The 26,197-nt window shown below is 71.3% G+C and carries 23 protein-coding genes and 1 pseudogene; 14 read left to right on the top strand and 10 right to left on the bottom strand.

All coding sequences use genetic code 11. From position 1 onward, the window contains the following. Positions 1 to 14: 14 nt before the first annotated feature. Complete coding sequence (locus tag OG210_RS29690; protein WP_371539596.1) at positions 15 to 1,493, bottom strand: amidase; 1,479 nt, start codon at positions 1,491 to 1,493, stop codon at positions 15 to 17. Then, positions 1,481 to 3,223 carry an MFS transporter gene (locus OG210_RS29695; RefSeq protein WP_371539599.1) on the bottom strand — a complete coding sequence of 581 codons (1,743 nt, stop codon included), beginning with the start codon at positions 3,221 to 3,223 and terminating at the stop codon, positions 1,481 to 1,483. The genes OG210_RS29690 and OG210_RS29695 overlap by 13 nt, the downstream gene beginning before the upstream one ends. Positions 3,224 to 3,362: 139 nt before the next feature. Between OG210_RS29695 and OG210_RS29700 the strand changes: the two genes are divergently transcribed. The 3 genes from OG210_RS29700 (at position 3,363) to OG210_RS29710 (ending at position 7,057) form a co-directional block, all read left to right on the top strand. Continuing rightward, on the top strand, positions 3,363 to 4,007 hold the full coding sequence (locus OG210_RS29700) for a MerR family transcriptional regulator (protein ID WP_328323995.1): 645 nt from the start codon (positions 3,363 to 3,365) through the stop codon (positions 4,005 to 4,007). 340 nt (positions 4,008 to 4,347) lie between these two features. Continuing rightward, positions 4,348 to 6,573 carry an MMPL family transporter gene (locus OG210_RS29705; RefSeq protein ID WP_371539603.1) on the top strand — a complete coding sequence of 742 codons (2,226 nt, stop codon included), beginning with the start codon at positions 4,348 to 4,350 and terminating at the stop codon, positions 6,571 to 6,573. Between the two features lie 82 nt (positions 6,574 to 6,655). After that, positions 6,656 to 7,057: a PPOX class F420-dependent oxidoreductase gene (locus OG210_RS29710; protein WP_328323991.1), complete on the top strand. Its 402-nt coding sequence runs from the start codon at positions 6,656 to 6,658 to the stop codon at positions 7,055 to 7,057. On the opposite strand, the gene OG210_RS29715 is transcribed toward OG210_RS29710, so the two are convergent. Both OG210_RS29715 and OG210_RS29720 read right to left on the bottom strand, forming a co-directional pair. Then, the gene (locus OG210_RS29715; protein WP_328323989.1) at positions 7,015 to 7,785 is read right to left on the bottom strand and encodes a sirohydrochlorin chelatase; all 771 of its coding nucleotides are present in this window, start codon (positions 7,783 to 7,785) and stop codon (positions 7,015 to 7,017) included. The two genes, OG210_RS29710 and OG210_RS29715, sit on opposite strands and share 43 nt — an antisense overlap. Beyond that, on the bottom strand, positions 7,782 to 8,921 hold the full coding sequence (locus tag OG210_RS29720; protein WP_328323987.1) for a uroporphyrinogen-III synthase: 1,140 nt from the start codon (positions 8,919 to 8,921) through the stop codon (positions 7,782 to 7,784). The genes OG210_RS29715 and OG210_RS29720 overlap by 4 nt, the downstream gene beginning before the upstream one ends. A 190-nt stretch (positions 8,922 to 9,111) precedes the next feature. Here OG210_RS29720 and OG210_RS29725 point away from each other — a divergent pair, with 190 nt between their 5' ends. The 6 genes from OG210_RS29725 to OG210_RS29750 all read left to right on the top strand — a co-directional run bounded on the left by OG210_RS29725 (position 9,112) and on the right by OG210_RS29750 (position 17,748). Then, on the top strand, positions 9,112 to 11,241 hold the full coding sequence (locus tag OG210_RS29725) for a molybdopterin oxidoreductase family protein (protein WP_371539607.1): 2,130 nt from the start codon (positions 9,112 to 9,114) through the stop codon (positions 11,239 to 11,241). Continuing rightward, the gene (locus OG210_RS29730; RefSeq protein WP_328323982.1) at positions 11,238 to 12,497 is read left to right on the top strand and encodes an FAD-dependent oxidoreductase; all 1,260 of its coding nucleotides are present in this window, start codon (positions 11,238 to 11,240) and stop codon (positions 12,495 to 12,497) included. Before OG210_RS29725 ends, OG210_RS29730 begins: the two co-directional genes overlap by 4 nt. Next, on the top strand, positions 12,494 to 15,100 hold the full coding sequence (gene nirB / locus OG210_RS29735; RefSeq protein ID WP_328323980.1) for a nitrite reductase large subunit NirB: 2,607 nt from the start codon (positions 12,494 to 12,496) through the stop codon (positions 15,098 to 15,100). Before OG210_RS29730 ends, nirB begins: the two co-directional genes overlap by 4 nt. Continuing rightward, positions 15,097 to 15,498 (top strand): nitrite reductase small subunit NirD, encoded by a 402-nt coding sequence (nirD, locus tag OG210_RS29740; protein ID WP_328323978.1) that lies wholly within the window; start codon positions 15,097 to 15,099, stop codon positions 15,496 to 15,498. The genes nirB and nirD overlap by 4 nt, the downstream gene beginning before the upstream one ends. A gap of 113 nt (positions 15,499 to 15,611) precedes the next feature. Continuing rightward, a complete protein-coding gene (locus OG210_RS29745; RefSeq protein ID WP_328323976.1) occupies positions 15,612 to 17,012 on the top strand; it encodes a nitrate/nitrite transporter in 1,401 nt (466 codons plus the stop codon). A gap of 97 nt (positions 17,013 to 17,109) precedes the next feature. After that, positions 17,110 to 17,748 (top strand): DUF998 domain-containing protein, encoded by a 639-nt coding sequence (locus OG210_RS29750; RefSeq protein ID WP_328323975.1) that lies wholly within the window; start codon positions 17,110 to 17,112, stop codon positions 17,746 to 17,748. A gap of 48 nt (positions 17,749 to 17,796) precedes the next feature. On the opposite strand, the gene OG210_RS29755 is transcribed toward OG210_RS29750, so the two are convergent. Both OG210_RS29755 and OG210_RS29760 read right to left on the bottom strand, forming a co-directional pair. Next, positions 17,797 to 19,149, bottom strand: coding sequence for a mannosyltransferase family protein (locus tag OG210_RS29755; protein WP_328323973.1), 1,353 nt, complete (start codon positions 19,147 to 19,149; stop codon positions 17,797 to 17,799). 292 nt (positions 19,150 to 19,441) lie between these two features. Continuing rightward, complete coding sequence (locus OG210_RS29760) at positions 19,442 to 19,654, bottom strand: hypothetical protein (RefSeq protein WP_328323971.1); 213 nt, start codon at positions 19,652 to 19,654, stop codon at positions 19,442 to 19,444. 277 nt (positions 19,655 to 19,931) lie between these two features. Between OG210_RS29760 and OG210_RS29765 the strand changes: the two genes are divergently transcribed. The 4 genes from OG210_RS29765 (at position 19,932) to OG210_RS29780 (ending at position 23,321) form a co-directional block, all read left to right on the top strand. Beyond that, on the top strand, positions 19,932 to 20,486 hold the full coding sequence (locus tag OG210_RS29765; protein ID WP_328323969.1) for a YceI family protein: 555 nt from the start codon (positions 19,932 to 19,934) through the stop codon (positions 20,484 to 20,486). Between the two features lie 234 nt (positions 20,487 to 20,720). Next, positions 20,721 to 21,785: a PP2C family protein-serine/threonine phosphatase gene (locus OG210_RS29770; protein WP_328323967.1), complete on the top strand. Its 1,065-nt coding sequence runs from the start codon at positions 20,721 to 20,723 to the stop codon at positions 21,783 to 21,785. A 183-nt stretch (positions 21,786 to 21,968) separates the two neighbouring features. Then, positions 21,969 to 23,018, top strand: coding sequence for a chitinase (locus OG210_RS29775; RefSeq protein WP_328323965.1), 1,050 nt, complete (start codon positions 21,969 to 21,971; stop codon positions 23,016 to 23,018). A 60-nt stretch (positions 23,019 to 23,078) separates the two neighbouring features. Continuing rightward, complete coding sequence (locus tag OG210_RS29780; RefSeq protein ID WP_328323963.1) at positions 23,079 to 23,321, top strand: hypothetical protein; 243 nt, start codon at positions 23,079 to 23,081, stop codon at positions 23,319 to 23,321. Positions 23,322 to 23,449: 128 nt separating this feature from the next. Here OG210_RS29780 and OG210_RS29785 read toward each other — a convergent pair whose 3' ends face one another. Further along, on the bottom strand, positions 23,450 to 23,974 hold the full coding sequence (locus tag OG210_RS29785; protein ID WP_328323960.1) for a VOC family protein: 525 nt from the start codon (positions 23,972 to 23,974) through the stop codon (positions 23,450 to 23,452). A 79-nt stretch (positions 23,975 to 24,053) separates the two neighbouring features. On the opposite strand from OG210_RS29785, the gene OG210_RS29790 reads away from it, so the two are divergent. Beyond that, entirely contained in the window at positions 24,054 to 24,242 is a 189-nt protein-coding gene (locus OG210_RS29790; RefSeq protein WP_328323958.1) for a hypothetical protein, read from the top strand. A gap of 31 nt (positions 24,243 to 24,273) precedes the next feature. On the opposite strand, the gene narI is transcribed toward OG210_RS29790, so the two are convergent. The 3 genes and pseudogenes from narI to OG210_RS29805 form a co-directional block, all read right to left on the bottom strand. Then, a complete protein-coding gene (gene narI / locus OG210_RS29795; RefSeq protein WP_328323956.1) occupies positions 24,274 to 25,068 on the bottom strand; it encodes a respiratory nitrate reductase subunit gamma in 795 nt (264 codons plus the stop codon). Continuing rightward, positions 25,065 to 25,529, bottom strand: a complete 465-nt coding sequence (gene narJ, locus OG210_RS29800; protein WP_371539616.1) for a nitrate reductase molybdenum cofactor assembly chaperone — start codon at positions 25,527 to 25,529, stop codon at positions 25,065 to 25,067. Before narJ ends, narI begins: the two co-directional genes overlap by 4 nt. Then, positions 25,523 to 25,714 (bottom strand): annotated as a pseudogene (locus OG210_RS29805) (molybdopterin-dependent oxidoreductase); the annotation flags it as partial. The pseudogene OG210_RS29805 and the gene narJ, both read right to left, overlap by 7 nt. Between the last annotated feature and the right edge of the window lie 483 nt (positions 25,715 to 26,197).

Consider the following 26,197-nt stretch of genomic DNA (forward strand, 5'->3'; position numbering starts at 1 on the left):
GTGGCGGCCGCGCGCTACGTACTGGAACCGCTCGTGAGCGGAAGACGTGCGTACTGGTGCCGCCAGGGAGATGCCTCCTCCAGCTGGGCGCTGAGCGAGATGAGGGTGGCCTCGTCGGCCGGGCGCCCCACCAGGGAGACCCCGACGGGGGTGGTGCCCTGCGACCAGTACAGCGGTACGTTGACGACCGGCTGGCCCGTCATGTTGTACGGGCTGGTGAACGCGCTGAAGGCGCTCTGGCGCCGCAGGTTGACGAGGGGGTCGCCGGTCTCGGCGAAGAACTCCACCGGCTGCGGCAGCGAAGCCAGTGTCGGGGTGAGGACGACGTCGTAACCGGCGGTCGCCTCAACCGCGCGGCGGCTCGCCCGCTGCATGCCGGTGATCGCGGCCGCGAACTGCTCGGCGGTGACCGTCCTTCCGTACTCCCGCCAGGCGCGGGTCACCGGGCGCAGCAGCTCCTCGGCCTCGGGTTCCACGGTGTGGCCCAGTGACTGCACGCTCCACACGGCGGTGAAGAAGTCGCCGAGTTCAGGACCGAACGGCGTGGCGATGTCCTCGACGTCATGTCCGAGCTCCTCCAGGAGCCGCGAGGCGTGGTCCCAGGCCGCCAGGCACTTGGGGTCGACGTCCACACCCGGGGCTGCGGGCTTCGCGTACCGGCCGATCCGCAGCCGGCCGGGGCCGCGGTCGGCGTGGGCCAGGAACGTCTCGCCCGCCGGGAGCGGCGGCGCCCAGTGCGGGTCGCCGGGCATAGGCCCCGCCAGCACGTCCAGCATGGCTGCGGCATCCCGTACCGTACGGGCCAACGGACCTTGCACAGCAAGGCCGTTGACCTCCGACCCGCCCGGCCCGGAACTCACCCGGCCACGGGACGGCTTGATGCCGAACAGCCCGCAGGCGCTCGCCGGAATCCGGATGGAGCCGCCGCCGTCACTGGCGTGTGCGACCGCGACCATGCCGAGTGCCACAGCGACCGCCGCCCCGCCGCTGGATCCTCCGGCCGACAACGCGGGGTCCCAGGGATTACGGGCGGGGCCCGCCAGGTCGTTGTCGGTGTAACAACAGCAGCCGAATTCCGGGGTGTTGGTCTTTCCCAGGCTGATCGTGCCGGCCTCGCGCAACCGCGTCACCGTGTGGGCGTCCACCTCCGGAACGGACTCGGCGAAGGCCCGGGAACCGTACGTCGTGCGCACACCGGCGGTGTCGACCAGGTCCTTGACAGCCGTCGGTACGCCGAAGAGCGGTGAGAGACCCTCCTCCCCGAGCCGCTTCTGTGCCGCTGCGGCCTGTGCGACGGCCTCATGGCGGCTGACGGTGAGGAACGCTCCGTAGCTGTCGTTGAACTGCTCGATACGGGCCAGTTGGTGCTGTACGAGTTCCAGGGGGCTGACCTCGCCACTGCGTACGGCGGTGGCCTGGTCGAGGGCGCTGAGTCCGTCGAGGCCGTTCCCCTGCTGCGAGGCCGTTGCGGCCTCTCCCGTTATTTCCGGCATGCGCTGATCTCCTTCATCTCGGCGAGTTGCTGTGCCACCAGACGCTCGTGGGCTTCGGTGTCCCGGCGCGCTTCACGTGGGCGCCAGCGGCCGGTCATCACGGAGATGCACGGCAGGAACAGCACCTGGCCTCCCAGGCAGACCCACCACCAGCTCTGCCACTCGTGCGCGTTGTGTGCGGTGGCTCGCTGCACCTCCGGGCCGTGGGTGCGCAGGATCTTCAGTTGTGGAGCGGCCTTCCGGACGGTCTGCAAGCCTCCCGCACCGATCTCCTCCACCGCTCGGGCCAGCAGCGGTGCGGGTGCCTTGCCCGGGGGATAGGAGGAGAGCTGCGCGAAGAGCTGGGGATGGGCGCGCGTGATGGCCAGGGCGGGGGCGGCCTGCACGGAGGCCTGTTCGACCTCCGTGCCGTGTTCGATGAGCGGGGTCACGGTGCTCACGACCAGCGGCAGGCAGGCCGCGGAGGCGGCGACCGTGATCCGTATGAGCCACCCCCACACGGCCAGCCCGGTCGCGATGGCCGCGGGGTTGTGCCGCTCGACGGTCTCGGTGAAGCTCGCCATCCAGGGTGCGTACGCGACGCCGCTGGTGGCACCGATGCCTGCCACGATGAACGCGTAGGTGTAGTAGCCCGTGTGCGGCTGGGTGGTGTGCAGCACGAACGCGAGGGTGAAGCCGATCGAGCCGAGCGCACCGGCCAGCATGAACGGCTTGCGTACCCGCAGCCGGTCGGCGACGAGCCCGGCCGCCACCAGGAAGACGGCGTTCGTCCCCCAGTACCAGTTGAGCAGGGAGTTCGTGCGCTGCGCGGAGTATCCGGAGTTCGTGGCGAAATAGACCACGAAGTTGCCGACCGCGGAGAAGTACAGCAGGAGGTAGAGGCTGATGGCGAGGGCAGAGCCGAGGACATCGAGGCGGAGCATCCCGCGCCACTGTCCGTGCAGGGCCGACTCGGCGTCGATCCCCTTGGCGCGGGCCTCGACCAGGGCGCGGTCACGCAGGCTCACCATGATCTGGCCGCGCAGCGCGGGGGCGAGCTCCCGCAGTCCGAGGAGCGCGGCCACGAACACGGCCAGGCCGGCGGCGCCCGCGTACCGGATCTCGTCCTGCCAGGTGGTGGAGCCGGTGAAGGTGCGGCCGGTGACCGCAGTGACCACGAGACTCCCGACCACCGGGCCCATCGTCCAGTAGCCCATGGCCGAGGCGCGGCCGAGCTGCGGCGAGAAGTCGCGGATCAGGGCAGGGGTGGCTACCAGGATCATGCCTTCGACGAGTGCGACGCACGCGTAGATGACCAGGTAACTCACCTTGCCCGGTGCGTTCGGCAGGGCGAACGTGGTGAGCAGTCCGACCAGGAGCAGGCCGTACACCGCGATGTTCGCCCGTCCCCAGCGGTCGGCCACCCCGGCCACCAGGGAGGCGAAGGCGCCGACCGCGTTGGCGGCCACTGAGATGTAGACGAAGTACAGGAACGTCATGTGGTAGTGGCTGATGATGGCCGTCGACACGGCGTACTGGATGTAGAGCTGGTAGTACAGAACGACGGTGGCCAGCACCACGATTGCCAGATACCAGTAGCGGCGACGGCTCTCCGGATAGTGGTCCAGCCGACGGTTGCCCAGACCCCTCAACGCTGAAGTGAAGCCCTTGGGCCGCGCTGTCCCCGCCGGTGACGGAACCGTCATCCTGGCCTCCCTGCCGATGAGTGCGCGCGCCGTCGAGCGCCGCATGGCCGGGAGGGTAGTACCGACTGGTCGGTATGGGCTAGGGGTGCGGAGAGGATTGGTGATCCGGGAGTGCGGCGGGGATGGTGAGGGGGCTGTGGATGACGGGCAGCCGGCCTTTCTGCGGACGCAGTATCCTCGTCAAATGCGTATCGGTGAGCTGGCGCGGCGTACCGGAGTCCCGGTTCCGACGATCAAGTACTACTCGCGTGAGGGCCTGTTGCCGCACGGCGAGCGCACCAGCCCGAACCAGGTGAGCTACTCGGATTCGCATGCCCGCAGGCTCAAGCTGATCGTCGCCATGCTTGAGGTCGGAGGCCTGTCGATCGCGGCCGCCCGCGAGGTGATCGCGGAGATCGACTCGCCGGAGCGCACGGTCCACGGCATCCTCGGCGTCGCCCAGTCCGCGGTGACCAGAACCACGGTCGAGCGGGGCACCGATGGGGACCGGGAGAGCGCCGAGCAGCACGTGCGTGAGCTGGTGGAGCGGCGGGGGTGGTCCGCGAAGCCGGAGAACCCCGGCTGGCGGGCGCTGGTCCAGATCGTGGTGACGTACCGCGATCTTGGCCGGGACGACCTGCTGGTCCTGCTCGACGACTACGCCGGGGCCGCCGAGGAACTCGCGGCTTCCGAGCTGGCAGCGCTGGTCCAGGACGTCCCCAGCACCGACGGCAAGGTCGAGGGTGTGGTTCTCGGAACCGTGCTGGGGGACGCGGCGATGGCCGCGCTGCGCCGGATCGCCCAGGAGGACGCGTCCGGTCGCGCCACGGCCGGGCCTCACGCCGGGTAGGGCGCCATTGGTGCCTCCGGAGCAAGGGGGCACATCCGGGCCGGCGGCAGGTTGCCCGGGCGCGGTCTCGGTGCCGGACCTCTGTTGCCCGGCGGGCTCGGGAACTCCCGTATGAACAGCGGCAGATCAGCCATTGGCGTACCCGGATCGTTGGTGCGGCGACCGGCCTGCTGATTGCTGGTAGTGCAACTATCGATAGTGTAGGTTACGAGTAATGGCAGATCGCCTCGTTGCGCTGCCGTAAGGCCGCCAGTGTCGCCAGTGTCGATTTCCTGCCCAGCCCGAATGCATTTCTGGAGTCGAGAATGCCCAGCACATCAAATGAATCAGGGAGACGGAATTGTTCACCTCGGTCGGACGGTTCATCACGCGCCGCCGTAAATGGGTCGTCATCGCGGCAGTCCTCTTTACGCTGTTCGCCGGCGTCTGGGGTACCCAGGTCTTCGGTTCGTTCACCGGCGGCGCGGGATTCGACGACCCGGCGAGCGAGTCGGTCCAGGCGGACAAGATCCTCGACGGTCCGCTCGGACGCGAGTCCAACGACCTGATCGTCCTGTACGAGTCGACGGACGCCGGCCGAACCGTAGGCGCGTTCGGGGGCGCGGTCCGCACCGCCCTGGACCGGGTCCCGCGCGCGGGCATCGAGCGGCTGAACTCCTACTGGCAGCCCGGATCGCAGGACAGGAGCGCGTACGTCTCCAAGGACGGTCAACAGACCTATGCGACCGTCCAGTTCAAGAGCGATGCCGACCAGGAACAAGTCGAGGCGCTGGCGAAGATCAAGGAAGACTTCGCGGCCGACGGCGTCAGCGTGCGCTACGGGGGCGTCGCCGCTATGACCGAGCAGGTCAACACCCTCACCGGCTCGGACATCGCGCGCGCTGAAATGCTCTCGGTCCCGATCCTGCTTTTCCTCCTGGTGCTGATCTTCCGCAGCGCGATCGCAGCGCTGCTGCCACTCGCCGTCGGCACGTTCGTGGCACTCGGCTCCTTCGTCGTACTGCGCCTCCTGACGATGTTCACCGAGATCTCCGGCACGGTCATCAACGTCATCACGATCCTCGGCCTCGGACTCGCGATCGACTACGCACTGTTCCTGGTCAACCGCTACCGCGAAGAGCTGCACGCGGGTGCGGACATCGACACGGCAGTGGAGCGGGCCATGGCCACGGCCGGCCGTACGGTCGCGTTCTCCGGTGTCGCCGTGGCGATCTCGTTCGCGAGCCTGGTCTTCTTCCCGTCACGCTTCCTCTCCTCCATGGGATACGCGGCCGTGGCCGTCGTCGCCTTCGCGGTGGTGGGTTCGCTGACACTGCTGCCCGCGCTGCTGCGCTATACCGGGCATCGGATCGACAAGTGGCGGATCCCGCTGCCGGGCGGCGGGCGGCGCTCGCCCGAGCCGGAGACCGCGGGCCGCTGGTACCGCACCGCGCACGCGGTGATGCGAAAGCCCCTGCTCTCCACTCTCGCCATCGTCGCCGTGCTGGCCGGACTCGGCGCACCGCTGCTCGGGGCCAACTGGGCCCGGCCCGGCGAGTGGGTGCTGCCGTCGGACGCCGACGCGAAGGTCGTCAGCAGAACACTCGCGGCCGACTTCAGCACCGACCCCGGCCGGATCATGACCGCGGTCGTACGGTTCGACGGCCCGGCCGACAGAGCCGGACTGACCTCGTACGCACACCGGCTGGCGAAGATCGGCGGCGTCGGGTCCGCCACGGCGACGGGCCTCGCGGGCAAGGACGGGCGGGTCACCCTCAGCTACGCCCCTGACCCGATGTCCACCGCGGCGCGGCGCATGGTGCACGAGATCCGTGACACGCCCCCGCCGCACGGGGCCGGGACTCTGGTCACCGGCATGCCGGCATCGCGGGTGGACATCGTCGCCATGATCGGTGAACGCCTGCCGTGGATGGCGCTGTTCGTGGCGGTGGTCTCGTTCCTGATCCTCTTCCTGGCCTTCGGCTCGCTCCTGCTTCCGCTCAAGGCGGTCGTACTGAGCTTCCTCTCTCTCCTGGCGGCCTTCGGCGCGATCAAGTGGATCTTCCAGGACGGCCACCTGTCCGGGCTGTTCGGCTTCGAGCCGATCGGAGCGGTGGATGCCAACTTCCCGGTTCTGGTCGTCGCGATCGCGTTCGGTCTCGCCATGGACTACGAGGTGTTTCTGCTCTCCCGGATCCGTGAGGAGTGGGAGGCGGGCAACGACCCCGTCGAGTCGGTGGCTCTGGGCGTCCAGCGCACCGCGAAGATCATCACCAGCGCGGCCCTGCTTCTGGTGGTCGTCGTCGGCGGCTTCATGACCTCGTCCATCCTCTTCATGAAGATGATCGGTGTCGGGCTCGTCGTCGCGGTGCTCGTCGACGCGACGGTCGTACGGGGCCTGTTGGCACCCGCGACCATGGCTCTGCTCGGCAAGTGGGCCTGGTGGGCACCGGGGCCGCTGGCCCGCTGGTGGTCCGAGCACGGCATCCGGGAGTCCTCCGGCGCGGTGTCCGCGGCATCCGGTGAGGAGGACGCGCCGGTGGCAGGCCACCGCGGTCGTGCGACGCGGCAGACGGCCGGCCGATGATTCCACGGGGTGGGGGAGGGCCGGGTCTCCTGCCGTGGCTACGGTTGCCCCAGTACCGGCCGAACCACCTCTGGAGAACCCCGTGTCCGTACCCCTCGGCGAGGACGTGGTGGCGCTGCTGCGCCGCCCCAGCACCTGCTACATCGCTACGACGATGCCCGACGGCTCGCCCCAGCTCACCCAGACCTGGGTGGACACCGACGGCGAACACGTGCTGATCAACAGTGTCGAGTCGCATCAGAAGACCCGGAACATCGCGCGCGACCCGCGGGTGGCCGTCGCGGTCTCCGACCCCTCGGACCCGTCCTCCTACGTCCAGATCCGTGGCCGGGTGCTGCGAGTGACCACCGAGGGGGCCGTCGACCACATCGAGGCGCTGGCGCAGAAGTATCTCGGCGGCCCCTACCCGTGGTACGGCGGCCGGGACCAGGTCCGGGTGATCTATGTGATCCGGCCCGAACGGGTCAGCAGCCCCCGAGGCTGATGACCCGTACGGCGGGCCTCGTCGTAGCGGAGTGCGACGAGGCGGGCGAGCGCGTCGTGCGTGCCGAGCGGGGCGGAGGTGAGGCAGGCGCCGGAACGGGCGGCGCGGCGGGCGAAGAAGCCGGGGGCCAGCAGGTACTCGGCGACGGCGACCCGGGAGTGGCCGTCGGAGCGAAGGGCGGCGACGGCCTCGGCGGGGGTGGGGCCGTCGCCACCGAGGCAGGCGGGGACGACTCCGTACGGGCCGGGCAGCCGTTCGCGCAGCAGTGAGGCCATGGCCGCGGTACCGGAGTTGGCGTCGGGATCCGTGGATCCGGCCGCCGCGAGTACGACCGGGCCGTCCCCGGCGCGCCACCCGGCGTCGGCGAGACGGCAGGTGAGGGCCTCGGCCAGCAGCGGGTCCGGGCCGAGCGCGCGGGCGGTCCGGGCGCGCAGATGTGGCGCGGCCGCGAGGGCCCCGGGGATGTCGACGCGTACGTGGTACCCGGCTCCGAGCAGCAGCGGTACGACGACCACCTCCCCGCTCAGCCGGGCCAGGGCCTCCGGCAGGGAGGGGGCGGCCAGGCCGAGGAAGCACCGCTCCACGCGCAGGCCGGGACGGAGCGCGCGCACCCGGGCGACCAGCGCCTCGGCCACCGCGACACCCTCGGCGTCCCGGGTGCCGTGGGCCACCGCGAGCAGGGTCGGCGGAGCGCGGTGGGCGGGGCTGGGACAGACAGGCACGGTCATGCCGCAGCCAGACGGTAGCCGCGCTTGGGGACGGTCCTGACCAAGTCGCTGTGCGGGCCGAGCGAGGCGCGCAGCCGGGCGATCGCGGCCTCCACCGCGTGCTCGTCCGCATCGGAGTCCGCCCAGGCGCGGCGCAGCAGTTCGGCGCGGCTCAGCACCCGGCCAGGTCTCTCCGCCAGCGCGCGGAGCAGTATCGCGCCCTTCGGGGAGAGCCAGTGGCTCTCCCCGTCGACCAGCAGCGCGCTGCCCTGGAGCACCAACGCCCGCCCGGCGAGGTGGAGTTCCTGGCGGCTGCGGCCGGGCAGCGTCTCGGTGAGCGTGCGGACCAGCGCGCCGAGCCGGCCGCGTTCGGGCCAGACCGCCGGCAGCCCGGCGTCCAGCAGCGGCCGGCCGCAGACCGGGCCGACGCAGACCGGCAGGACGTCGCCGGACATCGCCTCCAGCACCAGCTCGTGCAGGCCGTCGGCCGCCGCGGTCTCCAGGAAGGCAGTGATCGCGGGCGCGCTGGTGAAGGTCAGGGCGTGGACCTCGCGGCGGACGGTCTGTTCGACCAGCCGTCGGACCGGGCCCGGGTCTTCCGGCGGAGCCCAGCGGTAGACAGGGACCGGGACGACCTCCGCGCCGCGCTCGCGCAGGGCCGCGCTGAAAGCCGTGAGAGGCAGGCCGTGTTCCTGCACCGCGATCCGGCGGCCGGCCAGCGGCCGGGCCAGCAGCCACGTCAGCAGTTCGCCGGTGACCTCGCTCCCGGGGGAGTACGCCTCGTCGAGCCCGCTGGCGCGGACCGCGCCGGTCGCCTTCGGGCCGCGTGACAGGACGACGGCGTTCCGGCAGGCGGCGGAGAGCGCGGCGCCGCGCCCCCAGCCGTCGGCCGCGCTCATCCAGCCCCGCCAGCCGACGCCGGTGGTCGCCACGACGTAGTCCAGCGGCGCGGTCAGGCACAGCTCGGTCGCCCGGCGCAGCGCGATGTCGTCCTCCAGCGGGAGGATGCGCAGCGCCGGCGCCTCGACCACGCGTGCTCCGCGCCTGGTCAGCAGCGCGACGAGCTCGTCGCGGCGGCGGGCGGCGGTCACGCCGACGGTGTAGCCCGTCAGCGGGCCCGGCGGCGCGGCCGGGGTGGGGTTGCCGGAGGTGCTCATGCACGCAGACTCGGTCCACCCGGTTACCGGGAGGTTGCCCGGCCGTCACGCGCGCGTGAGATAACGCCCTGCGGTGTTACGGCGCATGTCCGCGAGCGCACCCCGTCCTGACCCCGGCGTGAGGGACGCGTACCGCGGGCGCAACACGGGCGACAAGGCTGTGTAACGACCGGCGGCCAAGGTCGATGGCATGACGACCACCACCGACACCCACTGCCCGTACTGCTCGCTGCAGTGCGGCATGCGCCTCGCCGCGGCCGACGGCGCCGAGACGCTGGTCGTCGAGCGGCCCGGGTTCCCGGTCAACCGGGGCGCGCTCTGCGGGAAGGGCCGGTCCGCCGCAGCGCTGCTCGACCCGGCGAGCCGGCTGGGTACGCCGCTGGTGCGTGAGCGCGGCGAGTTGCGGGCGGCGACCTGGGACGAGGCGTTGAGCCGGGTCGCGCGGGGCTTCGCGGCGATCCGGGCCGAGTACGGCGCCGACGCGGTCGGAGTCTTCGGCGGAGGCGGGCTGACCAACGAGAAGGCGTACCAGCTGGGCAAGTTCGCCCGGGTCGCACTCGGCACCGCCAACATCGACTACAACGGCCGGTTCTGTATGTCGTCGGCCGCCGCCGGGAACAGGATCGCCTTCGGCCTGGACCGGGGGCTGCCCTTCCCGCTGGAGGACATCCCGCGCACCGAGTGCCTGATCCTGGTCGGCAGCAACCCCGCGGAGACCATGCCGCCCGCGCTGCGTTACTTCCGCGAACTGCGCGAGAACGGCGGCACGTTGATCGTCGTGGACCCGCGCCGCACCAGGACCGCCGAGCAGGCCGACCTCCACCTGCAGCCGCTGCCCGGCAGCGACCTGGCACTGGCGCTCGGCCTGCTGCACTTGCTGATCGCCGACGGGACGGTCGACACCGGGTTCATCGAGGCGCGGACCACCGGTTTCGGGCAGGCACGTGCCGCGGCGATGGCCCACTGGCCGGAGCGCGTCGAGCGGCTCACCGGCATAGCGGCGGACCGGCTCCGGGAGGTCGCCCACCGCTTCGGACGGGCCAGGACCGGCATGGTGCTGACCGCACGGGGCCCGGAGCAGCAGAGCAAGGGCACCGACACCGTGGGCGCGTGGATCAACCTCTGCCTGGCTTCGGGCAAGGCCGGCCGGCTGTACTCCGGGTACGGCTGTCTGACCGGCCAGGGCAACGGGCAGGGCGGGCGGGAGCACGGCCAGAAGGCCGACCAGCTGCCCGGCTACCGCTCGATCGAGGATCCGGCCGCACGCGAGCACGTCGCCCGCGTCTGGGGCGTGGACCCGGACACCCTGCCGCGTTCGGGCCGTTCGGCCTACGAGCTGCTCGACAGCCTCGGAGCGCCGGGGGAGGACGGCGTACACGGTCTGCTGCTGATGGGGTCCAACCCCGCTGTCTCCGCCCCGCGCGCGGCCCGGGTGACGCAGCGGCTGCGTTCGCTGGACCTGCTCGTGGTCAGTGACCTCGTGCTCTCCGATACGGCGCAGCTCGCCGACGTCGTCCTGCCCAGCGCCCAATGGGCGGAGGAGACCGGCACGATGACCAGCATCGAGGGCCGGGTGATCCTCCGGCAGCAGGCGGTGGACGTGCCCGACGGCGTACGCGGAGACCTCTGGCTGATGCGCGAACTCGCCGAACGGCTGGGCGTCGGGCGGGGGTTCCACGACGATCCCGAGACGGTGTTCGATGAGCTGCGCCGCGCATCGGCCGGTGGGCAGGCCGACTACGCGGGCATCAGCTACGACCGGATCCGCGCCGGGGACGGCGTCTTCTGGCCCTGCCCGGCCGAGGACCACCCCGGCACGCCCCGGCTCTTCCTGGACGCCTTCGCCACGCCGGACGGCCGCGCCCGTTTCGCCCCGGTCACCCACCGCCCGGCGGCAGAGGAGCCCGACGCCGCGTACCCGCTGTACCTGACCACGGGTCGCGTGCTCGCGCAGTACCAGAGCGGGGCGCAGACCCGGCGGGTCGAGGCGCTCAACTCCGCCGCACCGGGGCCCTTCGTGGAGCTGCACCCGCTACTCGCGCGGCGGCTGGCGGTGGCGGAGGGGGAGCTGCTCGCGGTCACCTCCCGGCGCGGCCGGGCGGTCGCGCCGGCCCGGATCACCGATGCGATCCGGACGGACACGGTGTTCATGCCCTTCCACTGGCCGGGTGCGGGCCGGGCCAACACCCTCACCAACCCGGCACTGGACCCGACATCGAAGATGCCCGAGTTCAAGGTCTGCGCGGTGCGGGTGGAAGCAGCGGGGGCCGCGGTGGTGCCGGCCGGAGCGGCGCGGTCCGGTCAGGGGGAACCCGTATGAAGGAGCGTCTCGACGAGGGCCTGAACAAGCGCCATATCGCGGTTGTCGGCGCCGGGATGGCCGCGGCGCGCTTCGCCGAGCGCTACCGCGCCCTCGGTGGCACCGCCCGGGTCACCCTGTACGGGGCCGAGGCCCGCGCTCCCTACAACCGGGTGCTCCTGGCCGATGTGCTGACCGGACGGTACGACGCGGAGGCGATCGCGCTGCCGGCCGGTGGTGCTCAACTGCGCCTCGGTACGGAGGCCGTGGCCGTGGACCCCGGCGCGCACACGCTGACGCTGGCCGACGGCCGCCGCGAGGGCTGGGACGAACTCGTCCTCGCGACCGGCGCCAACCCGCTGCTGCCCCCGGTCCGCGGCCTGCGCCGCCCCGACGGCACCGGGCTGCGCGACGGCGTGCACGCCCTGCGCACCCTCGCCGACTGCGCCCGGCTGGCCGAGGACGCAGGCCGGGCGCGACGCGCGGTGGTCGTCGGGGGCGGGGTGCTCGGTGTCAGCGTCGCCCGTGCGCTGGCCGCACTGGGCCTCACCGTCGAGATCGTGCACCAGGGACCGCATCTGATCGAGCGGCAGCTCGACGCCGAAGCGGCGGCCGCGCTGCGCGCCGGGCTGCGCCGGCTGGGTGTCGAGGCCTATCCGGGCAACCGCGCCCGCGCGGTCGTGGACCGGGGCCCCGGCGGCGGCGCCGTCGAACTGGCCAACGGCTACCGCCTCGGCACCGATCTGACCGTGCTCGCCTGCGGTGTCCGGCCGCGCACCGCGCTCGCCCACGCCGCCGGGCTTGACGTCGGTACCGGCATCGTCGTCGACGACACGCTGGCCGCGTCCGAGCCCCATGTGTACGCCATCGGCGACTGCACCCAGCACCGCGGCGCGGTGCACGGGCTGTCCGAACCGGCCTGGGAACAGGCCGACGTACTCGCCGCGCGGCTCTCCGGCGCGGACCCCGACGCACTGTACCGGGGCGCGCGCCCGCTGGCCCGGCTCAGCGCGGGACCGCTGGAGTACGCGGCCTTCGGCGAGGCCCACCTCGACGCCGACGACCTGGCCGCCGACCCGGGACTGGACGTACTGCGGCTGACGGACGCGACGCGCGGCACCTACAAGAAGCTCGTCCTGCGCGGCGGGCGTCTGGTGGGCGCGATCCTGCTCGGCGACCTGGCCACCGTGGGCGAACTCGCCCTCGCCTGCCGGCGCGACGACCTCATTTCCGACCGGCCCCTGCACCTGCTCACCCCTTACGGAGCCTCCCGATGACGCATCACCAGACATCCGGCCGGCTGCCCCGACGGCTGAAGGATCTCGTCCTGATCGGCCACGGCATGGTCGGCCAGCGCTTCCTGGAGGCGCTGACCGGGCAGCCCGGGGCCGCCGCGTGGCGGATCACCGTACTCGCCGAGGAGCCGCGCCCCGCCTACGACCGGGTCCATCTGACCTCGTGGTTCTCCGGCACCGGCGTCGAAGAGCTGTCGCTCGCTCCGCCGGGTTTCCTGACCGGGCACGGCATCGACCTGCGCCTCGCCGACCCGGCCACCGCGATCGACCGCGCCGCGCGGACCGTCACCACGGCATCCGGCGATGTACTGCACTATGACGCGCTGGTGCTGGCCACCGGCTCGTACCCGTTCGTGCCGCCGGTCCCCGGCCACGACGCGGCCGGCTGCCACGTCTACCGGACGATCGAGGACCTGGAGGCGATCCGCGCCGACGCCGACCGGGCGGACACCGGCGTCGTCGTCGGCGGTGGTCTGCTGGGCCTCGAAGCGGCCGGTGCGCTCGTGGCCCTCGGTCTGGAGACGCACGTCGTCGAGTTCGCGCCCCGGCTGATGGCCCTCCAGATCGACGAGGGCGGCGGTCGGCTGCTGCGCCGCAAGATCGAGGACCTGGGCGTCCACGTCCACGCCGGGGCGGGCACCCAGGCCATCGTCACCGGCGAGGACGGCCGGGTGCGCGGCATGGGGCTCTCCGACGGCCGCGAGCTCCCGGCCGGCCTGGTCGTCTTCTCGGCCGGGGTACGACCGCGCGACCAACTGGCCAGGGAGAGCGGCCTGCCGGTCGGCGAGCGCGGCGGCATCGTCGTGGACGAGCGCTGCCGCACCGGCGACCCGCATGTCTACGCCATCGGCGAGTGCGCGCTGGCCGCCGACGGCAGGGTCTACGGCCTGGTGGCCCCCGGCTACGCGATGGCCGGCACGGCCGCCCGTTCGCTCGCCGGCGAGTACCGCGACGAGGACGCCTTCACCGGCGCGGACACCTCGACCAAGCTCAAGCTGCTCGGCGTCGACGTCGCCAGCTTCGGTGACGCGCACGGCGCGACCGAGGGCGCGCTCGACGTCCTCTACAGCGACAGCCGCTCCGGCGTCTACAAGAAGCTGGTCATAGGACGCGACGGGCAACTGCTCGGCGGTGTGCTGGTCGGCGACACCGAGTCCTACGGCCTGCTGCGCCCGCTGGCCATCGGCGGCAAGCCGCTGCAGACGGCCCCCGAGCAGTTGGTGCTGCCCGCCGGTCTTGGGCCCGCAGGCCCTGTCGCGCTGCCGGACGAGGCCGTGGTCTGCTCCTGCCACAACGTCAGCCAGGGCGAGATCCGCGCCGCCGTCCGCGAGCAGGGCTGCACCACGGTCCCCGCGGTCAAGAAGTGCACCAGCGCGGGCACCGGGTGCGGCAGCTGCGTCAAACTGCTGGGCACCCTCGTGACCGAGGAGCTGGAAGCGAGCGGCGTCAGCGTCGACACAAGCCTGTGCGAGCACTTCGCGCACACCCGCGCCGACCTCTACGAGATCGTCCGGGCCACCGGGATCGCCTCCTTCTCGGCCCTGATCGACGGACATGGCAGCGGGGAAGGCTGCGACATCTGCAAACCGGTCGTCGCCTCGATCCTGGCCGGCCCGGACAACGGCCACATCCTCGACGGCGAACAGGCCGCGCTGCAGGACACCAACGACCACTTCCTGGCCAACCTCCAGCGCAACGGCTCCTATTCGGTGGTGCCGCGGATCCCGGGCGGCGAGATCACCCCGTACGGCCTGATCACCATCGGCGAGATCGCCCGGGACTTCGGGCTCTACACGAAGATCACCGGCGGCCAGCGGATCGACCTGCTCGGCGCCGGAGTCGACCAGCTGCCCGCGATCTGGCGGCGGCTGGTGGACGCGGGCTTCGAGTCGGGCCACGCCTACGGCAAGTCGCTGCGCACGGTGAAGTCCTGCGTCGGTGAGACCTGGTGCCGGTACGGCGTGCAGGACTCGGTCGGCCTCGCGATCGAGCTGGAGCTGCGGTACCGGGGTCTGCGCTCGCCGCACAAGCTCAAGTCCGCCGTCTCCGGGTGCGCGCGCGAGTGCGCCGAGGCGCAGGGCAAGGACTTCGGCATCATCGCCACCTCATCCGGCTGGAACCTGTACGTCGGCGGGAACGGCGGTATGACACCACGTCACGCGGACCTGCTGGCCGCCGACCTGGACCGGGAGACGCTGATCCGGAGTATCGACCGGTTCCTGATGTTCTACATCCGCACCGCCGACCGGCTGGAGCGGACCTCCGTCTGGCTGGACCGCGTCGAGGGCGGCCTGGAGCATGTGCGGGCGGTCGTCATGGACGACTCGCTGGGCATCTGCGCCGAGCTGGACCTGCAGATGGAGCGTCATATCGGCGGCTACCGCGACGAGTGGGCCGCCGTGCTGGACGACCCCGAGCGGCTGCGCCGCTTCGCGTCCTTCGTCAACGCCCCCGGCACACCCGACCCTGCCGTGGCCTTCATGCCGGAGCGCGGCCAGATCAGGCCGGCCCGCCCCGGCGAGAACGAGCAGAACCCCGCCCCGGCCCTCGTGGCCGGAGCCCGACTGGAGGTGCGTACCGCATGAGCACACTGGTGGAGATCTTCGACGGCACGGCGTGGACGCCTGCCTGCGACTACCGGGACCTGATCCCCGGGCGCGGTGTGGCCGTGCTCAGCGAGAGCGGCGAGCAGGTGGCGGTCTTCCGTGACCGGGCGGGCGCGCTGTACGCGGTCGACAACCGCGACCCGTTCAGCGGCGCGTACGTGATCTCACGCGGCATCCTCGGCAGCCGGGGTGATGCCCCGACGGTGGCGTCGCCGATGTACAAGCAGGTCTTCGACCTGCGGGACGGGCGCTGCCTGGACGAGGACACCGCCCCCGACGGCACCCCGGCGGAGCTGCGTATCTGGCCGGTGCGGGCCGGAGCGGCGGCGGTCTCACCGCTGGTCGGAGCGGCCGTGCACGAGCCGCAGCACGGTTGAGCGGCAGGCGGCACTTTGAGGGCAGACCCCAGCGCCGACGGCACACGTACCCCCCCACTCGGATACCTCCAACCCAAGTACCCCCCATCTCACGAACCAGCGGGTGACAGCTGATGAGCACTGCCGTCGGAACGGAAGGCCAGGCCGGGGACACGGCCGGGGACGCGGCCGGGGTGGTGGACACGGGCCGGTCCCGCTCCATCACGGACTGGCGTCCCGAGGACGAGGCGTTCTGGGCTGAGACCGGCGCGGGAGTCGCGCGCCGGAACCTGGCCTTCTCGGTCCTGTCCGAGCACATCGGATTCTCGGTGTGGAGCCTGTGGTCGGTGCTGGTGCTGTTCCTCGGACCGGAGTACCACGTCGACGCGGCAGGAAAGTTCACACTCACCGCACTGCCGACGGCGCTCGGCGCCGTGCTGCGCCTGCCCTACACCTTCGCGGTGGCGAAGTTCGGCGGCCGCAACTGGACCGTGTTCAGCGCGCTGTTGCTGCTGGTCCCGACGGTGCTGGCCGGGCTCGTGCTGCGGCCAGGTGTCTCGTACGGCACCCTGCTCGCCGTGGCGTGTGCCGCCGGTGTCGGGGGCGGCAACTTCGCCTCATCGATGGCGAACATCAACGCGTTCTACCCACAGCGCCTCAAGGGCTGGGCCCTGGGCGTCAACGCGGGCGGCGGCAACCTCGGCGTCCCGGTCGTGCAGCTGGTCGGCCTGCTGGTGCTGGCCACGGCCGGTGCGGCGCAGCCGCGGCTGGTACCGCTGGTCTACCTGCCGCTGATCGCGCTGGCCGCGCTGGGCGCGGCGCTGAGGATGGACAACCTGACGTCGCTGAGGAACGACAGGCGGGCGCTGCGGGAGGTGGCGGGGGAGCCGCACAGCTGGGTCATGTCGCTGCTCTACATCGGCACCTTCGGTTCGTTCATCGGCTTCGGCTTCGCCTTCGGGCAGGTGCTGCAGGTGCAGTTCCACCAGCAGTTCGACACCCCCGTGAAAGCCGCATACCTGACCTTCCTCGGCCCCCTGCTGGGGTCGCTGGTACGGCCGTTGGGCGGGAGGATGGCGGACCGGTGGGGCGGCGCCCGGGTGACGCTGTGGACCTTCGCCGCGATGGCGGCAGGCACCGGCGTGGTGCTGATCGCCTCGCAGCAGAAGTCGCTGCCGATGTTCCTGGCCGGCTTCGTCGCGCTGTTCGTGCTGAGCGGGATCGGCAACGGCTCGACGTACAAGATGATCCCGGCAGTCTTCCAGGCCAGGGCGCGGATCGCGGTCGCGGCCGGAGCCGACGAGGAGACCGCGGAGCGGGACTCACGGCGTCGGGCGTCGGCGCTGATCGGACTGGCCGGCGCGCTCGGGGCGTTCGGAGGGGTACTGGTGAACATCGCCTTCCGGCAGTCGTTCCTGGCCACCGGGGACGGCGACGCGGCGTACTGGGCCTTCCTGGCGACGTACGCGGTGTGCTGCGCCGTGACGTGGACGGTCTATCTGCGGCCCCGGGTGGGGCCGATGCCCGGGATCTGAGGGCGGCGGAAGGCGGCGGGCCGCGGGTTCGGCCGTCCCGGTTTGCCTCCCGCGTGGGATCCGGCGAGCGCAGAGCACGGCATCTTATGGTGATCCGATGCGACTTGTACCCTGGTGGGCCTTGCTCTCGTCCGGGTGCGCACCTGTGTTGCTCCTCGGAGGCTCGAATCTCGCGGAGCTGATGCAGGGGCCCGGCTACAACCCCAAGACCCGCACGATAAGTGTCCTGGCCGCGTACGGCATGCCCGGGTACGGGGTGATGACCGGGATGCTGCTCGCCCTCGGGGCCTGTTACGTCGTCACCGCGCTCGGGCTGCGCTCCGCCACGCTCCTGGGCCGGGCCGCGCTCGCCGGGGGAGGGATCTCCGCGATGGTGCTGACACTGGTACCCGCGCCCCCCAGCGGGGGTTCGTTCGGTCACGGGGCTGTGGTCACCGTGGGGTTCGCGCTGCTGGCTGTCTGGCCGGTACTGGCCGTCGACCGTGGTGCGGGCGCGCCGTGGGGGCTGCGGCCTGCCGCGGTCCGGGACGGGGGAGCGTCGTGGGGGCTGCGGCAGGACGTGGCGATCGCGGTCAGCGCCTCGATGTGCGTCTTCGCGGTCTGGTTCCTCGTCGGGCTCCAGCTTCACGGGCTACCGGGGATCGCCGAACGTGTCCTGACCTTCGCGCAGGCACTGTGGCCCTTCGTCGTCGTCATCTCCTGCTGGCCGCACCAGGTCAGCAGCGAACAGGCGTAGCGCGGCCGAACCGGGGCCCGGGCGGCATCCTGCGGGCACCTCACCCACTCACCCCGCCCAGCGCCCCGACAGGAAGGTCAGCGCGACGGCAGTCGTGACGGGCGTGGCAACGGCGAGGCAGAGGGTCTTGAACCGCGGCTTGCGCAGACTCCATCCCGCCAGGGTGATCCACAGCGGCCACCACAGGAGGGTGGAGCGGGGTATGGACATGTACCAGTACGAGGTCCCCAGGGCCCACAGGGTGAGGCCGATGTACAGGGCCTCGGCCCAGCGCCGCTGCCGTGCCAGGACGACGAGGAGGGCGAGTCCGACGGCCATGGCCAGGAGTTCGGCCTGGAACATGACGGCGTAACCGGTGGTCTGGGCGTGGGCGAAGGCGTTGTGCCAGGTGTTGGACCAGGCCTCCCACGGAGTGTGGAACGTGCGGTTCCAGCCGTGTTCCTCGGCGTGTTTCCAGGCCATCCAGTCGCCGGTGTGTGCGTGCAGGTAGCCGCTGTAGAGGGCCACGGGCACGGCGGGCAGGGCGAGCCAGGGGAGTTGGCGCCAGTGGCGGCCGGTGCGGGCGGTGAGGATGAAGTGCAGCGCGATGGCGGCCGCGAGGAAGAGGCCGTTCACCCGGACCGTGGTGGCCAGGGCGGTCAGGGCGGCGGCGAGCGCCCAGTTGCGCCGCTGGGCGGCGAGCCAGGCGGGCAGTGCGAGGGCGAGGAAGAGCGCCTCGGTGTAGCCGGCGGCCAGGAAGATCGCGCACGGTGAGAGCAGCAGGAACATGACGGTGCGCCGGCCGGCCCCGTGGTCGGGCAGGTGCAGCCGGGCGATGCGGGAGAGCGCCAGGACGGCAACGGCCCCGGCGGCGAAGGAGATCAGCAGGCCGGCCGCTGCCCAGTTCGGGACGACGGTGTGGACCGCCCGCAGGACGAGCGGGAAGCCGGGCAGGAAGGCCTCCCGGTGGTCCAGGGTGCTGTGCAGGAGTACGCCCTGCCCCGGGAAGTAGCCGTCGCGGGCTATACGCAGGTAGAAGTCCCAGTCCCACTGCTGGAAGGGGGCCAGCAGGGGACCCGCGTCGCGGGAGTTCTGGTCGGCGGGAAACAGCCAGCGGGCGCAGTAGGCCGTGGTCCAGATGCCCAGGCGGGTCACCAGATACAGCCACAGCACCTCACGGTCGGCAGGGCTCACCCTCGGAAGGCGCGACCGGAAGGCCCCTGGCCGGTGGCGGGGACCTGACGCGGCTCCGTACCACCGGCCCTTGTGCCACCGGTCCCCGCACGAACGGATTCCGTTCGTGCGGTCTCCGTCCGGCCTGGCTGCGCTCCCTGCCGGGCGCGGACGCCGGGGCCCCGGCGCACGGGAGGACCGGGTGGAAACGGGTGTGTTCTCACGCAGCCCGGACGGCAAGAACGGCATGGTGACTCTCTCCTGGTCTGCGGGGCGTGCCGGGGTAACCGGTGGCACCCGCGGTTCCTGCGTGTTCGGCTCTCCTTGGAATACGCAGGGGACCGGGCATCCGGCTGACACGGACCACCGGAAAATAGGCGTGACGATCGTCACGGAACCAGGGGCCGTGACTACGCGTCAGGCCTGCGGCCCGCGCCTGAGCGCCCCGGCGGGAAGCCGCATCGAGGCCCCAACCCAGTGCCGCCTGTGCCCCGTTGGCGTCCCCGTCCCCTGCCGCACCGGCGCTCCGGGTATCAGCAGGTCAGGCTGTTGCGTACTGGTGGGCTCGTCCGCCCCGCCACTTCACCCACGCCTCGTCGTCCAGCAGGGTGTCCGCGTCCAGCATTCCGGCCCGCCGCAGGAACTCGACGACGTCCGCGTCGTGGTGGGCCAGACCTGCGATCTCTCCCTGGATCGTCACCCGCCGTCCGCCGCTCGGGGAGGGCGGGTGCACCACTATCGGTGTGCTGTCCATGACCTCAGGGTGCGTCCGGCCGCCGGTTCCGGCACGCCGGGAGGGCAGCGCGCCCCGGCCTGTCCGGAGCCGCAGCCGTGCTGCCGGAGTGCGGGGCCTGTGCGCGTACGGCGGGGTGGCGCGCGCTCTCCGGGGTCCCGGGTGCGGTGCACCACGGGCTCCGGGCCCTTGGCCCATCGGGGTGACCGGCGAGCGGCCCGGTGGCGCGGCCCGGCTCCGGTACTGCCCGGTCTGCCTAGCGTGAGGTGCCCTCCTCCCGCGACCCCTGGAGTACGTCATGACCATGCCCGCCCTCGCCGACCTGACCGGTACGTATGTGCTCGACCCGGCGCACACCCGCATCGGCTTCGTGGCCAGGCACGCGATGATCACGAAGGTCCGCGGATCGTTCGCGGACTTCGAGGGCACGCTCAAGCTGGACGGCTCGGACCCGACCAAGTCGGGCGCCCTGGTCACCATCAAGTCCGAGAGCATCGACACCGGCAATGAGCAGCGCGACGGACACCTGCGGACCAACGACTTTCTCGATGCCCCGAACTACCCGCGGATCACCTTCACCTCGACCCAGATCAAGCAGTTGGACGGCAGCCACTTCCGGCTGACCGGCGACCTGACGATCAAGGACACCACCAAGCCGATCAGCATCGACTTCGAGCTCACCGGCACCGCCCAGGACCCCTTCGGCAACCAGCGGGTGGGCTTCGAGGGCGAGGTCGCCGTCAGCCGCAAGGACTACGGCCTGACGTGGAACGCCGCCCTCGAAGGCGGCGGCGTGCTCGTCGGCGACAAGGTGGTGCTGGAGTTCGACGTCTCGGCGATCAAGCAGAGCTGAGCTCTGAGCAGCCCGGAGCAGCCCGCAGCGGAACCGGGCAGAACCAGCGGGAGCGGCTGGGACCGGGCAGAGCCGCGCCGGCCAGTCCGAAGCACACGGCGTCCGAAGCGCCCGCCAGTCCGAAGCCCTGCCGTCCGGGGCGCGGGCGCGGGCCGGGCGAGGTAGGCCAGGAGTATGAGTTCGTTGCGCTTTCTGTACTCGCTTCAGGGGCCGCGACGGCATTCGAAGGCACTCATGGCGGTGCCGTTCGCTCTGATCGCCGCTGTCACGGTGGTGGACATCTTCACCCCACCGGCTGTGCATCTCGGCCCCTTCCTGGTGGCGGCGCCCGCCCTGACAGCGTCGTTCGCCGGTCCACTCGGCACCGCGTTCGTCAGTGTGGTGGCCCTCGCGGCCGACGCGTTCGTGGCCGGTACGCGGGGCAGCGTCACCGATCTCAATCACATCTACCAGCTCGCCGCGCTCTTCCTGATCTCCGTCTTCGTCACCCTCTTCGCGTATCTGAGAGTGCAGCACGAACGTGAGATGACCCATCTGCGCTGGGTGGGGCGCGCGGTGCAGCGCGTGGTGATGAGGCCGCTGCCGGAACGCAGCGGGCCGCTGCGGATCGGCTCCGTCTATCTGGCGGCGGAGGCGGAGGCGCAGCTCGGCGGCGATCTGTACGCCGTCACGCGCACGGCGGGCGGAACCCGCGTGATCATCGGCGACGTACGCGGCAAGGGCCTCGATGCCATGGGCGAGGCGGCCGGTGTCCTCGGCGTCTTCCGGGCGCTGGCCCACTACGACCCGGAACTGCCCGAAGCCGTGAACCAGCTGGAGGCGGGTGTCGTGTCCGACCGGAGCTACACGGCCCGGGCGCAGGGGGCCGCTGAGGACAGCGGGGAGGCCTTTGTCACCGCGGCCGTGCTCGACATCCCCGACGCCGAACCGGAACTCGAGCTGGTCAGCTGCGGACACCCGCCGCCGCTGGTGGTACACGCGGGCCGGGTCCACACGCTCGGCGTACGGGAGCCGGCCCCGCCCCTCGGGCTCGGCCATCTGCTCAGCAGCGTGTTCACCGCGGAGACGTTCGCCTTCGGTGTCGGCGACATCCTGCTCCTGTACACGGATGGCGTCATCGAGGCCCGGGACACAGCGGGCCGGTTCTACCCGCTGGCCGACCGGATCGCGTCCTGGGCGGCCGACGGTCCGGACGCGCTGCTCCAACGGCTCTGCGCCGACCTGCTGCGCCATGCCGGCGGCAGCCTGGGTGACGACGCGGCGATGGTCGCCATCGAACGGCTGCCGGCCGACGAATGAGCGGTCGGTCCCGTCGCCGTGTTCCCCTCACGTGCAGCTTGGTCCAGACCTATTGACCGCAGGTCTGGACCACTTTACTTTGACAGGTACGTGACATCGCTTGTGCCTGGGTGCGTGACAGGTGTGTGCCAGGTGCGTGACGTCCATGCTCCGTCTGTTCGTTGGGCCAGGAAGGGACACGACATGATCGGTCGGACCGCACGTCTTCTGGGGGTCGGTCTCGCGACGGCGGCCATCGTGCAGATGCTGGTCGCCGCCGCGCCCGCCGGCCCGCAGGCCGTTGACACCTGCGCGGTCAAGTCGAAGCCCGCGGGCAAGGTGCTCCAGGGCTACTGGGAGAACTGGGACGGAGCCGCCAACGGTGTGCACCCGCCGCTCGGCTGGATTCCGATCACCGACCCCCGTATCCCCGCCCACGGTTACAACGTGATCAACGCGGCCTTCCCGGTCATCCGCTCCGACGGCACCGCCCTGTGGGAGGACGGGATGGACTCGACGGTGAAGGTCCCGACCCCGGCCGAGATGTGCCAGGCCAAAGCCTCCGGCCTCACGACGCTGATGTCCATCGGCGGCGCGACCGCCGGTATCGACCTGAACTCCACCGCGGTCGCCGACCGGTTCGTGGACACCGTGGTGCCGATCCTGAAGCAGTACAACTTCGACGGCATCGACATCGACATCGAGACCGGACTCACCGGCAGCGGCAACATCAACCAGCTCTCGGCCTCCCAGTCCAACCTCATCCGCATCATCGACGGCGTGCTCGCCCGGATGCCGTCGAACTTCGGTCTGACGATGGCACCCGAGACGGCATACGTCACCGGGGGCAGCGTCACCTACGGCTCGATCTGGGGCGCGTATCTGCCCATCGTGAAGAAGTACGCGGACAACGGCAGGCTCTGGTGGCTGAACATGCAGTACTACAACGGCAGCATGTACGGCTGCTCCGGTGACTCGTACTCCGCCGGGACGGTCGAAGGCTTCACCGCGCAGACGGACTGCCTGAACAAGGGGCTCGTCGTCCAGGGCGCCACGATCAAGGTCCCCTACGACAAGCAGGTGCCGGGACTGCCCGCGCAGCCGGGTGCGGGCGGCGGGTACATGACGACCGGGCAGGTGGCGCAGGCGTGGAACACTTACGACAACGGTCTCAAGGGGCTCATGACGTGGTCCCTCAACTGGGATGGCGCCAAGGGCTGGACGTTCGGCGACAACATTCCGTGGGCCAGGTAGCACGCACCGGACGGCTGACTTGGCGAACACGCAGGGCCAGGCAGCTGAACCGGGGCGAAGATGTCGGGCCTCCCCCTGAATACCGCGGCCTTCCGCCTCGACACCACGCGCGCCCTGTTCGACGGAACGTACAGGCATGCCGCGGGCCGCGTGCGGGATCTCGACGTGGCCGCCGGAATGAGCGTGTCCACCGTCGAGATGAACACGCACACGTTCACGGCGGGCCCGTGGGCCGTCCAGGCCGAGCGACGGGAGAACGAACTGGTCGACATGATCACCCGTCACCTGCTGGGCGGTCGGTAGCCGTATCGTCGGCCATTGATCTGCGGATGGCATGGTGACGCGCCTCCTGCGGGCCGGGTGCGCCCTTGAGGGGCCCCGGCGGGCCGGGCGCGATGGCCCGCCGGGGTCGGAAGGCGGCGTTTGCTGGTTCAGACGTGGGCCGGCGCGGAGATGCCGGTCCCGCCTGGGAGGTCGGCGCCGAACTGGGCGATGACCGCGTCCAGGTCGAGCGGTGCGAAGGCCACGGGGGCCACCTCGCTGATCCTTTCGGCGGGTACCAGCCAGCAGACTTCGAACTCCAGGCCGTCCGGGTCGCGGGCGTACAGTGATTTGGTGGTGCCGTGGTCCAACTCGTAGGCCAGCGAGCCTGCTTGCAGCAGCTTGCCGCGGATCTGCTGGAACTCGGCCAGGGTGTCCACCTCCCACGCCAGGTGTGCGAGCCCGGGGCGCCGGCCGGGGCTCTGCGGGGAAGCCGGGCCCTCGATCTGGAGGAAGGCCAAGTCGTGGTCGTTGGTCGAATCCTCGGCCTGCAGGAACGCGCCCTCGGGCACCTTGCCGCCGTCGGCGTGGACGCGGAATACGGTGCGGAAGCTCAGTAGATCGGTATAGAAGGCGACGCTGCGTTCGACGTCGCGGACGTAGAGCACGGCGTGGTTGAGACGCTGGACCGGCATGTCGCTCCTTCGCATACTTACGATTAGTGCGTAGCCCCACCATAGGGATGCAACGAGGGGCCTCACAAAAGGAACATTGATGTACGCAACGCACACCACTGACCCTGACCGTGCCGCCGCCCCGCAGTCGGGCGACGCCTGGTCTGCCGATGCCCCCCACCCGTGCGAGAGCCGGCCGGACAACGGCCGAAGGTTCCGGGAGACCCTCGACCGGATCGGCGACAAGGGGTCGGTCCTGGTCATCGGCGTCCTCAGCCGCGGTCCCTAGCGGTTCGGTGTCGCTGCGGATCCGGGTGTGTTCAGGGGTCTGCCCGTCCTGGACTGACCGGATCCGGCGCATGAGCAGGAGCGCGGCGCCCGGTCCGGCCGTTGCCCGTCCGTACCGCAGCGATCGCCGGGTGGCGGTACGGCGTGGACGGGGTGCGGGAGCGGTAGACGACGTACGGGCGCACGAGATAGCCGACCGGAGCGGTGAAGGCGTGCACCAGGCGGCTGAAGGGCCACAGGGCGAACAGGGCCATGGCGAGCAGGGCGTGCACCTGGTAGATGAGCGGTGCGTGGGCCATGGCCGTTACGTCCGGATCGAGGGTGAACAGGCTGCGGAACCACAGCGAGACACCGAGCCGGTAGTCGTAGGAGCCGGCAGCCATCCCGGAGGCCGTGGCGGTCAGGCCCGCGAGGATCACCGTGGCGAGCAGCGGGTGGACGACCCGGTCGCCGCGGCTGGTCGCCGCCCGCACCGCCGGAACACGCAGTCTGCGGTACAGGAGGATGGCGAGCCCCACCGCGGTCGCCAGGCCCGCCGCACCTCCGACGATCAGTGCGTTCGCGTGGTACAGCTCATCGTCGACGTACAGCCGGTCGGTGAGCCACTCGGGGACCAGCAGTCCGGCGATGTGTCCGGCGATCACGAAGAGCAGGCCGTAGTGGAAGAGCGGTCCGCCGGTCCGCAGCAGCCGGCTCTCGTGCAATTGGCTGGAGCGGGTGGCGAATCCGAACCGGTCGTAGCGGTAGCGCCAGGCCGTGCCCCCGGCGAGGAGGACAGCGACGAGGTAGGGCAGGACACCCCACAGTGCGATGTGGAAGTGGGTCATCGGCGGGCTCCTTGGCCGTTCGGTGCCGGTTGTGCGGGAAACGGCTCCAGGCCCACGCTCTCTGCCGGTGGCCCGTTGCGGGCGAGCCTGAGGGCCGCCTCCCTGCTGGCCGGCGATGCCCCCGGCAGGCAGTGGCAGACGGCCTGGAGGAGATCGGCGTACGGGCTGCGGTACGCGAGCAGGGCGAAGCGCAGCACCTCCAGAGCGGCCCGGTACTCGGACAGCAGCGGGACACCGGCCGCCGGGGCGCGCGCGGCGAACTCCAGCATCAGGGGGAGGTAGTCGGGCAGCTCGTCCTCGGGCGGGAGCCAGCCGTGGTCGCGGTAGAGGGACTTGACGCGGGCCAGCGAGGCTCCCCGGCGGCGGGTGTCGCCGTCGGTGTAGTACGTCGGGTACAGGCAGCGTCGCCGGCTGCGGTCGAAGGTGGCCACGTACTGGGCCGCGAAGCCGAGAGCAGCCACTCGTCGGCGAATTTCGTCGCGTCCGCGTAGTCGGGCGAGACGACCACGACCTTCTGGCCCCGGTAGCGCGCCTCGGCCATCCAGTGCGCGTCCGGTGTGCGCGTGACCGGCACATTGGAGCCCCACAGCATCAGATACGCCGCGTCCCACCAGTCTCCCGACTCCGGCACGTCCGTCTGGTCAACCCGCGTGCTCCGGACAGGTGTGCCGGGTTGGTGGGCGAGGGGTGCGCCGAGGTACGGGGAAGCGGGGGCCAATGAGTGGCAACGGCCTGACGGAGATTCCGACTGATCCGTACTTTCGGCCTGTCGAGGGCGCGGCGGATCGCGCTGCGGCCGCGTTGTCGCGGATGCTTCCCGACGGCGATGCCTGCCGTGGGCTGGAAGCCAAGTGGCGCCACGGTGTCGAATTGGTCCGGTGCGGTTCCGGCGTGGAGAGGTTCTTCTGCCCGCACCGCGGTGCGGAGTGTGCACCCGGCCGATGGGGTGAGGCCGTCTCGCAACGTTACGACGAGGGTTTTCTGACGTTCGTGGTGACGGTTCCCTGTTGTGACGTTGAGATGTCGCTCAACGAGCTGGTGTACGGCCGGCCGATGGGGTCCGCGCGGTTCAGTGTCGAGGCCCTGGGTCCGCAGCCACCGCATGCGCTGCTACAACGCCTCCGCAACC

The organism is Streptomyces sp. NBC_00466 (assembly GCF_041433995.1).
GTDB lineage: Bacteria > Actinomycetota > Actinomycetes > Streptomycetales > Streptomycetaceae > Streptomyces.

What these genes read in the sequence shown, in the direction of transcription:
- OG210_RS29690 (WP_371539596.1), bottom strand. Translation starts at nt 1,493, where the DNA reads ATGCCGGAAATAACGGGAGAGGCCGCAACGGCCTCGCAGCAGGGGAAC.
- OG210_RS29695 (WP_371539599.1), bottom strand. Translation starts at nt 3,223, where the DNA reads ATGCGGCGCTCGACGGCGCGCGCACTCATCGGCAGGGAGGCCAGGATG.
- OG210_RS29700 (WP_328323995.1), top strand. Translation starts at nt 3,363, where the DNA reads ATGCGTATCGGTGAGCTGGCGCGGCGTACCGGAGTCCCGGTTCCGACG.
- OG210_RS29715 (WP_328323989.1), bottom strand. Translation starts at nt 7,785, where the DNA reads ATGACCGTGCCTGTCTGTCCCAGCCCCGCCCACCGCGCTCCGCCGACC.
- OG210_RS29720 (WP_328323987.1), bottom strand. Translation starts at nt 8,921, where the DNA reads ATGAGCACCTCCGGCAACCCCACCCCGGCCGCGCCGCCGGGCCCGCTG.
- OG210_RS29725 (WP_371539607.1), top strand. Translation starts at nt 9,112, where the DNA reads ATGACGACCACCACCGACACCCACTGCCCGTACTGCTCGCTGCAGTGC.
- OG210_RS29730 (WP_328323982.1), top strand. Translation starts at nt 11,238, where the DNA reads ATGAAGGAGCGTCTCGACGAGGGCCTGAACAAGCGCCATATCGCGGTT.
- nirB (WP_328323980.1), top strand. Translation starts at nt 12,494, where the DNA reads ATGACGCATCACCAGACATCCGGCCGGCTGCCCCGACGGCTGAAGGAT.
- nirD (WP_328323978.1), top strand. Translation starts at nt 15,097, where the DNA reads ATGAGCACACTGGTGGAGATCTTCGACGGCACGGCGTGGACGCCTGCC.
- OG210_RS29745 (WP_328323976.1), top strand. Translation starts at nt 15,612, where the DNA reads ATGAGCACTGCCGTCGGAACGGAAGGCCAGGCCGGGGACACGGCCGGG.
- OG210_RS29750 (WP_328323975.1), top strand. Translation starts at nt 17,110, where the DNA reads ATGCGACTTGTACCCTGGTGGGCCTTGCTCTCGTCCGGGTGCGCACCT.
- OG210_RS29755 (WP_328323973.1), bottom strand. Translation starts at nt 19,149, where the DNA reads ATGCCGTTCTTGCCGTCCGGGCTGCGTGAGAACACACCCGTTTCCACC.
- OG210_RS29760 (WP_328323971.1), bottom strand. Translation starts at nt 19,654, where the DNA reads ATGGACAGCACACCGATAGTGGTGCACCCGCCCTCCCCGAGCGGCGGA.
- OG210_RS29765 (WP_328323969.1), top strand. Translation starts at nt 19,932, where the DNA reads ATGACCATGCCCGCCCTCGCCGACCTGACCGGTACGTATGTGCTCGAC.
- OG210_RS29770 (WP_328323967.1), top strand. Translation starts at nt 20,721, where the DNA reads ATGGCGGTGCCGTTCGCTCTGATCGCCGCTGTCACGGTGGTGGACATC.
- OG210_RS29775 (WP_328323965.1), top strand. Translation starts at nt 21,969, where the DNA reads ATGATCGGTCGGACCGCACGTCTTCTGGGGGTCGGTCTCGCGACGGCG.
- OG210_RS29780 (WP_328323963.1), top strand. Translation starts at nt 23,079, where the DNA reads ATGTCGGGCCTCCCCCTGAATACCGCGGCCTTCCGCCTCGACACCACG.
- OG210_RS29785 (WP_328323960.1), bottom strand. Translation starts at nt 23,974, where the DNA reads ATGCCGGTCCAGCGTCTCAACCACGCCGTGCTCTACGTCCGCGACGTC.
- OG210_RS29790 (WP_328323958.1), top strand. Translation starts at nt 24,054, where the DNA reads ATGTACGCAACGCACACCACTGACCCTGACCGTGCCGCCGCCCCGCAG.
- narI (WP_328323956.1), bottom strand. Translation starts at nt 25,068, where the DNA reads ATGACCCACTTCCACATCGCACTGTGGGGTGTCCTGCCCTACCTCGTC.